This window comes from Pseudoxanthomonas mexicana, from assembly GCF_014397415.1.
GTDB classification, from domain to species: domain Bacteria; phylum Pseudomonadota; class Gammaproteobacteria; order Xanthomonadales; family Xanthomonadaceae; genus Pseudoxanthomonas_A; species Pseudoxanthomonas_A mexicana.
In genome coordinates, this window is sequence record NZ_CP060731.1 from 1,153,511 (window position 1) to 1,166,177 (window position 12,667).

Annotated in this window: 10 protein-coding genes and 1 tRNA gene; 5 read left to right on the plus strand and 6 right to left on the minus strand. The window is 67.9% G+C overall.

Annotation, left to right across the window (positions count from 1 at the left end; translation table 11 throughout):
• Positions 1-31: 31 nt before the first annotated feature.
• Complete coding sequence (locus tag IAE60_RS05260; RefSeq protein WP_187574129.1) at positions 32-1,282, minus strand: glycosyltransferase family 4 protein; 1,251 nt, start codon at positions 1,280-1,282, stop codon at positions 32-34.
• A complete protein-coding gene (locus IAE60_RS05265; RefSeq protein WP_187574130.1) occupies positions 1,279-2,583 on the minus strand; it encodes a glycosyltransferase family 4 protein in 1,305 nt (434 codons plus the stop codon). The genes IAE60_RS05260 and IAE60_RS05265 overlap by 4 nt, the downstream gene beginning before the upstream one ends.
• A 480-nt stretch (positions 2,584-3,063) precedes the next feature.
• Between IAE60_RS05265 and IAE60_RS05270 the strand changes: the two genes are divergently transcribed.
• Both IAE60_RS05270 and IAE60_RS05275 read left to right on the plus strand, forming a co-directional pair.
• A complete protein-coding gene (locus IAE60_RS05270; protein WP_185894989.1) occupies positions 3,064-3,879 on the plus strand; it encodes a glycosyltransferase family 2 protein in 816 nt (271 codons plus the stop codon).
• Positions 3,879-4,907 carry a CDP-glycerol glycerophosphotransferase family protein gene (locus tag IAE60_RS05275; RefSeq protein ID WP_187574131.1) on the plus strand — a complete coding sequence of 343 codons (1,029 nt, stop codon included), beginning with the start codon at positions 3,879-3,881 and terminating at the stop codon, positions 4,905-4,907. The genes IAE60_RS05270 and IAE60_RS05275 overlap by 1 nt, the downstream gene beginning before the upstream one ends.
• A 43-nt stretch (positions 4,908-4,950) precedes the next feature.
• Here IAE60_RS05275 and IAE60_RS05280 read toward each other — a convergent pair whose 3' ends face one another.
• The 4 genes from IAE60_RS05280 to IAE60_RS05295 are packed head-to-tail and all read right to left on the minus strand — an operon-like array spanning position 4,951 to position 9,363.
• A complete protein-coding gene (locus IAE60_RS05280) occupies positions 4,951-6,480 on the minus strand; it encodes a PH domain-containing protein (RefSeq protein WP_187574132.1) in 1,530 nt (509 codons plus the stop codon).
• A complete protein-coding gene (locus IAE60_RS05285) occupies positions 6,480-6,983 on the minus strand; it encodes a PH domain-containing protein (protein WP_187574133.1) in 504 nt (167 codons plus the stop codon). The genes IAE60_RS05280 and IAE60_RS05285 overlap by 1 nt, the downstream gene beginning before the upstream one ends.
• Positions 6,983-8,440 carry an SEL1-like repeat protein gene (locus IAE60_RS05290; protein WP_187574134.1) on the minus strand — a complete coding sequence of 486 codons (1,458 nt, stop codon included), beginning with the start codon at positions 8,438-8,440 and terminating at the stop codon, positions 6,983-6,985. The genes IAE60_RS05285 and IAE60_RS05290 overlap by 1 nt, the downstream gene beginning before the upstream one ends.
• A 23-nt stretch (positions 8,441-8,463) precedes the next feature.
• On the minus strand, positions 8,464-9,363 hold the full coding sequence (locus IAE60_RS05295) for a lauroyl acyltransferase (protein WP_187574135.1): 900 nt from the start codon (positions 9,361-9,363) through the stop codon (positions 8,464-8,466).
• A gap of 94 nt (positions 9,364-9,457) precedes the next feature.
• Here IAE60_RS05295 and dtd point away from each other — a divergent pair, with 94 nt between their 5' ends.
• The 3 genes from dtd (at position 9,458) to IAE60_RS05310 (ending at position 12,217) form a co-directional block, all read left to right on the plus strand.
• Entirely contained in the window at positions 9,458-9,898 is a 441-nt protein-coding gene (dtd, locus tag IAE60_RS05300; protein ID WP_187574136.1) for a D-aminoacyl-tRNA deacylase, read from the plus strand.
• 101 nt (positions 9,899-9,999) lie between these two features.
• Positions 10,000-11,853, plus strand: a complete 1,854-nt coding sequence (gene rpoD / locus IAE60_RS05305; protein WP_185894996.1) for an RNA polymerase sigma factor RpoD — start codon at positions 10,000-10,002, stop codon at positions 11,851-11,853.
• A gap of 288 nt (positions 11,854-12,141) precedes the next feature.
• Positions 12,142-12,217 (plus strand) — tRNA-Ile (locus IAE60_RS05310).
• Positions 12,218-12,667 lie beyond the last annotated feature (450 nt).

Genomic DNA, 12,667 nt, shown 5'->3' on the forward strand with positions numbered 1-12,667 from the left:
CGTCACCGCGAACGGATGTTCCACGAGCGCCTCACCAGACGCTCGGTGGATCGGCCGCGGGTTGAGATGAGGCAGGCATGTCCGGCATCTGCATCGGCCCGTGGCGCCGTGGGTGGCCGTCTTCGCCGAGGAGCCTGCCCGTGGACGCCAGGTCCTGGCCCGGACCGGGCTCGGAGTCGAGCGAGGGCGCGCCTGCCAGCAGTCGCGCATAGACGGCCTCGGTGTGATCGAGGAAGGTTCCGATGCCGAATTCGGCGAGCGCATGGTCGCGGGCCGCCTTGCCGCGGCGCAGGACGTCTTCGCGGTCATTCAGCATGTCGCGCAGCGCCGCCGCCATCGCGGCGTGTCCATGCACCGGCACGATCCAGCCATCGGTGCCGGGGCGGATGTTCTCGGGCAGGCCGGCGTAGTCGGTCACCATGACCGGCTTGCCCATCGCCATCATCTCGCGGCAGGCGAAGGAGATCGTTTCGATGTCATGGGACAGCACGAAGCCGGCATCCAGCCGGGCGATCATCGGACGCACGTCGTCCAGCAGACCGGGAAAATGGAAGCGGTCCTGCAGCCCGGATCGCGCAAGCATCTCCCGCTGGGCCGCAGACGGCGGGTGGCCGGCAATGACGACCTGGATGCGGTCGCGCTCGTCCGGCGTCAGCAACGCCAGCGCCGCCATCAGGTCGGTCCATCCTTTGTAGTCCGCCGTGCCGGCGTTGCTGCCGATCCAGAGCTGTCGCGCATCCGCGCGATCGGCTGGTTCGGCAGGTGAATAGAACGCGGTGTCGACGCCGTTGTAGACGGTTTCCGGTTGGCAGCGACGATAGGGGGTGTGGCTCAGCTGGCGGCGCACGAATTCGCACACCGCGATCACCTTGTCGGTCCCGAAGCGCGCACGCCACGCATGTTGCAGGCCGCGCATCGGCTTGGTGTTGTGCTTCGTCAGCACGACCAGGGGGCGGGGCTGCAGGCCTCTCAGGGCCGCGATCACGAGGCGGTGATCCGCCGACCCGTTCACGTGCACGATATCGAAGCGATGTTCCTCAAGGTACGCCCGCAAGCGTGCGCAGGCGCGCCTGCGGGCGGGCCGCAGGCGCAGGCCGTTGGGATAGGGTTGGGCGAAGGCGTGGAGACCGGGGATCTCCCTCGCTTCGCGCAACAGCCGGCTCTCTTCCGGCGCCGCGACGTGTACCTCGTGCCGCACCGACAACCCGCGCGCTAGTTCGCGGATGTAGGTGGTGTGTCCCCCGCCGCTGCCGCTGTGGAAATTGGTGTACAGGAGTTTCATGCGGCGGTCGGGGCGGCGGAAGCGGAACGCGGGTCGGGCCAGCGATCGCGCCTGGGCGCATGGGGGCTGGGAACGACGTCCGTGAATGTATCTCCACGCAGGCAACGGTCCAATGCGGCCAGCTGCCCTTCGTTCCAGCGCTGCGCGTCGGCAAAGGCGGCCAGGCCTAGCGATCGGCGCAAGTCCGCGTCCTTCGACAGGCGGATCACGTGGTCCGCGAAAGCGTCGTGGTCGTGATCGGGCACCACTCGCAGGCCGTTGCGGAATTGCGCCCCCAGGCCACGCGCTCCGGTGAGCGTGGAGATCGTGGGCACGCCGGCACCCATCGCGTCCAGGAGTTTGATGTTGATGCCCGTACCCGCGATCGTCGGATTGACCGACAACGGGGCGCGGGCGAAGGCGAGGCGCAGGTCGTCGACGAAGCCCAGCTTCTCCACGTTGGGCAGATCGGGTGCCCAGTTACAGATCGAGCCGGCCAGTCTGAGCCTGAAGTCCGGGATCGCACTCACCACGCGCGGCAGCACGTGTTCCAGGAACTGCCCCAGCGAAATCTGGTTCGACAACATGTTGGTGCCGACATAGAGCGCGGCATGGTCGACGCTGTGGTCGGGCACGGGTTGGTCGAGGCCGATGAAATGGCTGACCACGGCGATCTCCGGATTGCGTTCGACGGCTCCGTCCCGTGTCAGCTGCTGACGGAAATGCTCGGCTTCCTGCGCCTGGATGGCGATCACCGCGTCGGCCCGACGCAGGCCCCGGTTCTCGTCCTGGGGTTTGAGGGAAACCCAATACCCTTTGCGGAAACCGCGCACCACGAAAGGGCGATGCCGGTCGGCAAACGCGTCGTGGGTATCCAGCAGTTTGCGCGTCGAGGCTGGAAACGCGTCAAGCGCGCGGGAGTTGAAAGCGTACTCGACGACGACGGCATCGAACCGGCGATCCAGGGCCCGCAGCTGGTGGGTCCAGGCGTTTCGCCAGTTTTCGTCGAGCCGGGAGTAGTGGCTGTGCTCGTACCCGAGGCCGCACAGGATCTTCCGCCAGCGGCGTCGCAACTTGCCGCGCAGCCAGAAGACGGCACGCGCCCCGCGTGGGCCGTCGTGCAGATGCAGGTAGTGCTGTTCTCCGAAAAATTCGACATGCGACGCCGTGTCGGGCTTCTGCGTGTCCAGCTTGGAGGAGACATGGACGAACGTCAGCTCGTGACCCAGCGCCCTGATCGCCTTGCACAGTTGCAGGATGCGCACGCTGTGCCCGGCCTTCGCCGGAAAGACCGGTGTCATCGAGATCAGCGCGACCCTCATCGGGCCCTGGGTCGGGCCAGATGTGCGGGAGAATGCATCGCGGGCGGATCCCGCGCCTCGCGTCTCGGAGTGCCGGATCGATGAAGGGACGATCATCCGTGGTGGACCGGGTTTTGCGGACGGAGGCGATCCACGAGCATGGCCCGTGACCCGATTCCGGTCGCTTGGGGGAGGCACCAATTCTCCGGGCACGGCGTGGTGGCGCCAGCCGCCGCCAGCCGACAAGACAGCCCCCAGTCAGATTCGCGTGCCCGGATCCGGATGAAACATGGCCCAAGGAGTGAACGGGTTCGCCTTTTTTCTGTCCCGCGGCGTGTTGCCTTCGCTGCGCAGGGATCCGGCGCTGGCGGGACGGCCCCCGATTCCATCGTGTATCGAGGCGGCGGGGCGTGACCGTACCTGACCTTTCGCGTCCAGCTGCTGCGGCGCGACCGCGTGCGGGGCGATGCTGGATAGCCTAAGAACCGCTAAGCTCATGGCATGTCTTTCTTGCCCCTCTCCCTCGTCGTCATCACCCACAACGAGGGGTTGAACATCGCCCGCTGCCTGGACAGCGTCCCGTTCGCCGCGGACAAGCTGGTGGTGGACAGCGGTAGCACCGACGACACCGTCGCCATCGCCCAGGCCCACGGCGCGCGCGTGGTGCACCAGGACTGGCTGGGCTTCGGACCCCAGCGCAACTTCGCCAGCACCCAGGCCGCCCACGACTGGATCCTGGTGCTGGATGCGGACGAGTTCCTGTCGCCCGAACTCGCGGCGGACCTCGAGCGCGGGCTGCCCGCGCTGATGGCCTCCAGCCGGCCCGCGGCGTGGCTGCGCCGGCGCACCTGGCTGATGGGCGCGCCGATGCGCTGGTACCGGCCGATGGTGGGGGAGAGGATGGCGCGGCTCTACCATCGCGACCGGGCCCGATGGACCGATGCGCGCGTACACGAGTCGCTGCGCTTCGACGGGGCGGCGGCCGAGTTCAGCGCGCCCTTCAACCACGCGGACAATCCCAGCCTGGTGCACAAACAGCTGAAGGTCCTGCGCTACAGCGAACTGAAGGCACTGGACTGGTGCGACAAGCGGCGTCCGGTGCGGATGTGGCTCACGCCGCTGGTGTACCTGTCCAGTTTCCTCAAGGACTACGTACTGCGGCTGGCCTTCCTGGATGGCTGGCGCGGTTTCATCATCGCGCAGACGGCGGCCAGCTACGCCGCCTACAAGCGCATGCGCTATTACGAGATGCGGCATAACCCGGCCTCGATCGGCGCCGCGCACGCCAAGCTCGCCAAACACGGACTGGAACACTGATGGCCAAGCACTACCTCCTCTACGGCTCCGAGCGCTATGCGCTGGCGATCCTGCGGCCCGTGCAGGAGGCCATCCGTGCGCGCGGCGGCGAGGCTGCCTGGTTCTTCGACGGCCCCGGCGCCGAGGATCTGCATCCAGACGAGAAGCTGCTGACGACGACCGAGGAGGTCCGCCGCTGGAACGCCATCGCCGTGATCACCGGTAGCAATGCGGTGCCGCACTTCTTCCCCGGCGTGAAGGTGGAAACCTTCCATGGTTTCGATGCCGGCAAGCCGCGCCATATCTACATCCGGGGATTCTTCGACCTGTACTGCACCACGGGGCCGCGCGACACCGCGCAGTTCAGGGCCATCGCCGACAAGGTGGGCCACTTCAGCGTGGTGGAGACCGGCTGGCCGAAAATCGATCCCTTCATGCAGGAGATCGCCGGTGACCTGCCGCCGGTGCGCCAGCCACCGGTGATCCTCTACCACTCCACGTTCTCGCCGTCGTGGAGCGCGGCGGAAACGCTGTACGAGGAAGTGAAACGGCTCTCGCGCACCGGCGAGTGGAAGTGGATCGTGACCTTCCACCCCAAGATGAGCCCGGACACGGTGGCGAAGTTCCGCGCGCTGGAGAACGAACACCTGCGCTTCGCCGACGACGACAACATCCTCGAGCTGTTCCCGCAGGTGGACATGATGTGCTCGGACACCTCGTCGGCACTCAACGAGTTCCTGCTGACCCACAAGCCGGTGGTGACGTTCAAGAACCGCCGTCCCGGCCCGCAGTTGATCGATATCGACGATCCTGCGCAGTTCGAACCGGCGATCCGCCGCGCACTGTCGCGGCCGCCCGAACTGATGCAGGCCATCGTCGCCTACGCCGACAGCATCCATCCCTATCGCGATGGCCGTTCCAGCGAGCGCGTGCTGGACGCCATCGACGCGTTCATCGCCGCAGGCGCCCGCAACCGGAAGCCGAAACCGATGAACCTGTGGCGCAAGCTCAAGATCCGCAAGCGGATCGGCTACTGGGGCCCTGCCTGAGCCGATCCCGCCTGCGGCCCTGAACGGAGGCCGCGGGCGACCGTCACCACCGCAGCCGGCGCTGTGCCAGGGCCAGCGAAAGCCGCTCGAACGCGTCGCGCGCCTCCGCCTCGGGGACGAAGCGCAGGGCGAGCGGAGCGGCAACGCCGCTGGCGCCGGCGGTGTCCAGCCACAGCGAGGCGGTGCCGCAGGCATGGTCGAGCGGCGAGCGCGACAGCCTCAGCGCCTGCAGCTTGTCGATCTCGGCGAACCGCCAGTAGCGCGACCACCAGCCGCTGCGGACCGCGACCAGATGTCCGTCCAGCGACCAGCCCATCCGTGAGGCGTGCCGATGCGCCGCATGGGCTGACGCCGGCAGCCAGGCCAGGGCGCACCAAGCCCAGGGCCCCAGGTGCCATGCGGCCAGCGCGGTCGCGGGCAGCAGCCATGTCAGGGTCGGCAGCAGCAGGCGCCAGCGGGCGGAGGCGGCGACCGGACGCCAGTCCGCGCGTGGCCATGCCGCCTGCGGCAGCAGGTGGTTGACCAGCGCGTCGCACGCCTCGGGCGTGGCGATCGGCGCCAGGTCCTTCAGTGCGCGCTGGTCCTGCTGGCCGGCCTTCTCGGCCACCGCGGTGTCGATGCGCAGCGAGCGCCGGCCGAACCACCGGTGCAGCACGCCTTCGTGCAGCGTCCATGCCTGGATGCGCCGGCGCGCCACGCTGGTGCGCAGGCGCGCCAGCAGGCCGCGCTCGACCATCAACCTGCGCGTGTCTTCACTGAGGCGGAACCCATGGAACTGCAGCAGCGCCAGCACCACCGACAGTGCGCGCACCAGGACCAGCGCCAGCACCACCAGCGCGGCGACGCCCGCGGCGCCGGCCAGCCAGCCCAGGTGGAGCTGTTCGGCATACCCGAAGGCCTGCTTGGCGCCCTGGCGGAAGAACTGTTCGATCATCCGCTCCGGCAGGATCTGCCAGGCCGCACCGAAGCCCGCGGCCACCACGATCATGCCGCGGTTGGAGATCAGGCCCAGGCGGATCACCTCGGCCGTCGACAGCGCCAGCAGCGTGGCGTCGCGCGCACGCGATGGCTCATCGGACGCAGCGGCCTGGATGGCCGCGGGGCCGCGCGCCTGGTGGCGCACCAGGTCTTCCAGCGCCAGCGCATCGCGCAGGCCCAGCACACGCATCTGCGCTTCCGGCTTCTGGCCGCCTGCGGATTCCAGACGCACCTCCGCCACGCCGAACACGCGGTGGAGCAGCGACTGGTGCACCACCACGTTGTGGATGCGGGAGAAGGGAATCTCGCGCCGCGAACGGTGCAGCAGGCCCTCGCGCACCGTCAGGCCATCGCGGCCGATCACGTAGCGGTAGGTGAAGTACTGCAGGATGGCCAGCACCACCAGCACGGCGATGCCGATCACGGGTGCGAACGCCAGCCAGGGATCACCGTCGTCGCTCTTGCGGGCGCCGAACACCAGCAACGCGATCAGCGGGAAAATGAACTGCCTGAGCTGCTGCAACAGTACGAACAGCCACGACCATGGGTGCAGGCGGCGTTCCGGGGCGTCGGTGTCCACGGCAGGTCCGTCCATCACAGCGCGTCGTCGTGGTCGACCTGCGTGGCCAGGCGTTCGCGCAGGCGCTCGGCGTCGTCCGCGTCCAGTCCCGACAGCGACACGGCGGCCATGCGCGTGCCGGCGGTGTGCACCACCAGCGTGGACAAGCGCGCGCTGCGTTCCAGCGGGCCGCGCTTCACGTCCAGGTGCTGTACGCGCGAAATCGGCACGTGGGTTTCGCTCTGCCACCAGTTCCCGCGGCGGACCGCGAAGCCCCGGTCGTCCAGGCGCCAGCGCGTGCGCCGGTGCCGCTTCACCGCGACCCAGGCGCCGAGCAGCGCGCCCACACCCGCGGCCACCGGCACGGCCAACCACGGCGACACCATGTCGGTGGCGCGGGCAACGAAGAAGGCGGGAAAGGCGAACGGAAACAGCAACGCTGCGCCGCCCAGCGCGGCCAGCCACGCGCCGCGCGCAGGCAGCGCCTGCCAGGCGTCGGTGGGCGCCAGCGGGATGGGGGTGTAGGTGTCGATCTGCATCACAGCCTGCCTGCTCTCATCTCGTCGATGGCTCGGTAGTCCAGCACGTAATCGCGGTCGTTGCGATACTTGCCCAGGCGCGCGCTCATCCGCTTTCGCGCGGCGGCCCGCCTGTCCTTGGAGAGGTCCTCGTCCGCGGCCATCTTCTCGAGGGCCAGGGTCTGGAACTGCGTCGCCCTGGCGAAGTCGCCATTGGCGGCCAGCGCGGCGGCCACCGTGTCCAGTTCGTGCCAGTCCAGCTCATCCCTGCGCTGGATCATGAACTGCGACAGCTCCAGGGCGCGGACGGTATCGCGCTGGTCCGGTACCGGACAGGTGGCGAGGATCCACACGCGCTCGTTGCGCGCCTGCTTCGCACCCGCTTCTTCCGCGCGCGCGGCCCATGCTTCGGCCTGCCGGCAATCGCGCGCCATGCCGGCCAGACCGTCATGGTGGTACTGCGCCATGGCCAGCAGGGCCTGCGGTTCGGTGCCGTGCGCGGCGGCGCGGGTAAGGTGGGGCAGGGCGCGCTGCATAGCGTCGTCGGAGAACCCGCCCTCCTCCGTGATGGCCACCGAGGCGAGCCAGGCGGCCTGCCCATGGCCGCCCTCGCTGGCCTTCTCCAGCCAGGCCAGGCCCTCGGCGGCGTTCTTGGGCACCAACTGCGGCATGCCGCCCCCGTACTGCAGCGCGCCGAAGGCGAACTGGGCGAACGCATCGCCGGCCTCGGCCTTGCTGCGCACTGCGCGCAGGCGCCAGCGCAGCGGCGCGGTGTAATCCGGCCAGGCTTCGTTGAGGCGGGTGCGCATGCCCGCATCGTCCAGCGGCGTGCGGTCCAGCAGGGCCAGACTGGGGGCCTCGCGCTCCAGCATCGCGGCCAGCGCAAGTTCCATGCTGCGCACCTCGCCCAGCCCGGACTGCCGGAAGGCCTGGTCCATGAAGGCCGAGACGTCCGGCATCATCGATTCGTAGCGGTACCGCCACTGTCCGCCCTCACGCACCAGGACCGGGCCGAACTGGAACTGGCTCTCCGTCGGCGGTGCCACTTCCCCCACCGCCAGGTCGTCGATCACGGTGACATTGGACAGCGTCATGAGCGGCTGGTCGTCGGTGGCGGATTCCACCCCGGACCAACCCTCGACCAGGCACAGTCGCGCCACCGCACGGTCGTCCATCGCCTTCAGCGCCGCGGGCGGCTGGGTGGCGCGCAGCAGGTAGACCACGATGCGGTCGCCGCTGGGCAGCCGGCGCAGTTGTTCCGGCGAGGCATAGAGCGCCATGTCGCGCAGGAAGCCGAAGTGGACCAGGCTGGACGCCGCCAGCAGGTCGACGCTCTCGGGTTTCTCCTGGCTGCTCAGTTCCGCATAGCGGTCCCATGCCTGCGAAACCTCGTTCAGCGCGGCGGGACCCTGCGCTGCCATCGCCGGAACCACGACCCACCCCGCCAACCATCCTGTCAGCCATCTGCGCACGCGCATCGCTTCCCCCTTGTCCGTCCCCTTCAGCGGTAGGGATTGTCCTCGCCGCTGCCCTCCGGCCGCAGGGTATAGCGTTTGTAGGTCCACTGGTACTGCGCGGGGTCGCGGCGCGCGATGCGCTCGACGGTCTGGTTGAGTACGGTCACCGCGGCGACCGGATCCGGATCGGCGATGCCGGGCGGGGCCGGTTCCACATGCAGCGCGAAGTCGGGACCGGGGCCGATCCGCTCGCACCAGGCGAACAGCACCGTCGCGCCGGTGCGTTCGGCCAGGCGCGAGACCAGCGTCATCGTCAGTGCCTGCGTACCGAAGAAGGGAGCGAACTCGCCATCGCCGGCCTTGGGCTGCTGGTCGGGCAGGATGCCCACCGCGCCGCCGTCCTTCAGGACCTTCCACAGCTGGCGCACGGCAGGGCCCTCGGCCCGCACCTGGCGGATGTTGTCCGCGCCACGCACCCGCAGCAGGAAGGCGTCGCCCACCGGAGACTCGGGCGGGCGGTAGACGATCGCGATGGGCCCGCGCGAGGCCAGCCACTGGTTGAGCAGTTCCCAGTTGCCGAAATGCGGCGCGGCCACTATCACGCCCTTGCCGCTGGCCAGGGCCGCGTCGTACAGCGCTTCGCCATGCCGCTCACGCAGCAGGCGCAGGTTCTCGGCGGGCGGCCGGGTCCAGAAGCGCAGCGTCTCGAGCGCCTGGCGGGCCGTGGTGCGCAGGATGGCCTGATGGAGGTCCTCGCGCTGGCCGGGCAGCAGGTCCGGAAAGGCGATCTCCAGGTTGCGTCGTGCCACCCGGCTCTCGCGCGCGTCGGACCGGCGCCAGGCCCAGGCCATCGCATCGCCGAGCGCGCGCAGCCAGGACCAGGGAAGACGGCCGACCAGGGCGGCGGCGTGGTAAGCCAGGGGGGCGAGGGTGGCCGGTTTCATGCGGCCAGTGTAGCCAACCGGCCGGTAACCCCCGGCGCGCCGGGGCGGACAGGGGCTGCGGCTATGCTGTCGCTCCGTCCCGCGGAGCCTCGCCATGCTGTCCCTGATCCAGCGCGTCACCTCGGCCACCGTCACCGTGGAGGGCGAGGTCGTCGGGACCATCGAAGCGGGCCTGCTGGCGCTGGTGGGCGTGGAACCGGGCGACGGGGAGGCCCAGATCGCCCGCATGGCCGAGCGCCTGCTGGGGTACCGGGTGTTCGCCGACGAAGCCGGCAGGATGAACCGCTCCCTTGCCGATACCGGGGGCGGGCTGTTGCTGGTCAGCCAGTTCACCCTGGCCGCGGATACGCGCTCCGGCATGCGACCCAGCTTCACCACCGCCGCCCCGCCCGCGGAAGCTGAACAGGGATTCAACCGACTGATCGACATCTGCCGGCAAAAGCATGCAGGGCGGGTGGAAACCGGCCGCTTCGGGGCCCATATGGTGATCAGCCTCGTCAACGACGGGCCGGTGACCTTCCTGCTGCGGCCGTGACGTTCTTCCCTTGTCGGCGGCCGGGATTCAGGAACCCAACCCGGTCCGCGCTGGTATAATACGGGGTTCTCCCTTCCTTACTCCCCGGTGGCGCAACCTCCATGGCCAACGAACGTCCTGCCCAGCAGTCCGACATCAAGCTCTTGATCAGCAAGGGCCTGGAGCAGGGCTATCTGACTTACGCCGAAGTCAACGATCACCTCCCGGACGACCTGGTCGACCCGGAGCAGATCGAGGACATCATCGGCATGATCAACGGCATGGGCATCGATGTCCATGAAGTCGCGCCCGATGCCGAAACCCTGCTGCTCGCCGACGGCAACACCGGCAACCGCGAAGTCGACGAGACCGCGGCCGAAGAAGCCGCCGCCGCCCTGACCTCGCTGGACACCGAAGGTGGCCGCACCACCGACCCGGTGCGCATGTACATGCGCGAGATGGGTACGGTCGAACTGCTGACTCGCGAGGGCGAGATCGCCATCGCCAAGCGCATCGAGGAAGGCCTGTCCCAGGTGCAGGCTTCGCTGGGCAACTTCCCGTGGTCCATCGAGCTGCTGCTGGAAGAGTACGAACTGCACAAGGCGGGCAAGAAGCGCCTGGCCGAGGTGGTGGTCGGTTTCAACGACGTCGAGGAGCCGGTCGAAGAAGTGCCGGCCGCCGAAGAGGTCGCCGATGCGGCCGAAGACGCCGATGACGACGAGGAAAGCGGCGACGATGCCGCCGAGGAAGCGGCGCCGACGGGCCCGGATCCGGAAGAGGTCGCGCGCCGCATGCAGGTGCTGGCCGACGGCTACGCCAAGTTCAAGAAGTCCCATGCCAAGAACGGTCCGGACAACAAGGCCGTCGCCAAGCTGCGTGCCGAGCTGGCCGAGACCTTCGTCACCCTTAAGCTGCCGCTGCCGCTGACCGACACCCTGGTGCGCAAGCTGCGCGAGGTGATGGCGCAGATCAAGGACCACGAGCGCCGCGTGCTGCACCTGTGCGCCAACGTCGCCAAGATGCCGCGCAAGGAATTCCTGCGCGCGTGGGAAGGCAACCAGACCAACCTGGGCTGGGTTGACGAGGTGCTGAAGCGCAAGCAGAAGTGGTCATCGGGCCTGCGCGACGTCAAGGACCAGATCGTCGCCGAGCAGGAAGCCACCATCGCCGTCGAGCAGGCGATGCACCTGACCCTGGCCGACATCAAGGACATCAGCCGTGCGATGGCCTACGGCGAAGCCAAGGCGCGCAAGGCCAAGAAGGAGATGGTCGAGGCCAACCTGCGCCTGGTGATCTCCATCGCCAAGAAGTACACCAACCGCGGCCTGCAGTTCCTGGACCTGATCCAGGAGGGCAACATCGGCCTGATGAAGGCCGTGGACAAGTTCGAATACCGCCGCGGCTACAAGTTCTCGACCTACGCCACCTGGTGGATCCGCCAGGCGATCACCCGCTCGATCGCCGACCAGGCGCGCACCATCCGCATCCCGGTGCACATGATCGAGACGATCAACAAGCTCAACCGCATTTCCCGCCAGATGCTCCAGCAATACGGCCGCGAGGCCACGCCGGAAGAACTGGCCAAGGAAATGGACATGCCCGAGGACAAGATCCGCAAGGTGATGAAGATCGCGAAGGAACCGATCTCCATGGAAACCCCGATCGGCGACGACGAGGATTCCCACCTGGGCGACTTCATCGAGGACACCAACGTGGAGTCCCCGATCGAGAACACCACCAACATCAACCTGCAGGAAACCGTCCGCGACGTGCTGGCCGGCCTGACCCCGCGGGAAGCCAAGGTGCTGCGCATGCGCTTCGGTATCGACATGAATACCGACCACACGCTGGAAGAGGTCGGCAAGCAGTTCGACGTCACCCGCGAGCGCATCCGCCAGATCGAAGCCAAGGCCCTGCGCAAGCTGCGCCACCCGTCGCGTTCGGAACAGCTGCGCAGCTTCCTCGACATCGACTGACGCAACGCGCGGTTCCGCACCGTCCAGGCGCGGCCCTCCGGGGCCGCGCTTTTTTTGTGCATCAACGCGTCCTGCGTGCGCCGGCGCCTTGTCATGGTCATCGGATCACGCGCCCTACATCGCGCGTTTCGCCACGGTCGGCGAACCGCGTGCAGCGACGGGACGCACTCAGGAGCGCGCCCCAGAAGAGACTTCGGTGCCATTGTCCTTTGCGCGCGTCCCGCAGCTGCACGGTGCCCAACCACCCCGCAATCGACCTGGCCTCATCCGGTACAATTCCGGCGCAACGGGCCTATAGCTCAATGGTTAGAGCAGAGGACTCATAATCCTTTGGTTCCAGGTTCGAGTCCTGGTGGGCCCACCAGTCGATGCAACCACTTAGGTGATTGGTACCGGTGGCATAAGTTGAAACATTGTTTCAACTTATGATGATTAAAAAATCAATAGTTGCAACGACTTGCCTATGAAATGACCGCCAGCCGGGTTGCTTTGGTAGAGATTCGCATGCGTCCAGCTCCTTTTCTGCCGGAAGCGGACTTGCGGGCTCGGGTGGCCGCTATCGGCCAGAAGCGGACATCTGCTACGAGGAGAGGTCCAAAAGCCTAGCCCTGGACTACGCGTGCCCGTCATCCGATTCACTTGCGGCGAGCAACTCCCCTCCAAGAGAAGGCGTTGTCGTTCGTCCTGGCGCATGGGTTAACCCTTCGGGCGCGCGGGACTGGCTTGGCAGCGGCCCTTCGTGGTGAACTGGCCATGGAGTTCGTCGCTTGGACTATCCACTCGTATGACATCGGCATCCTTGGACCGGCGGGTA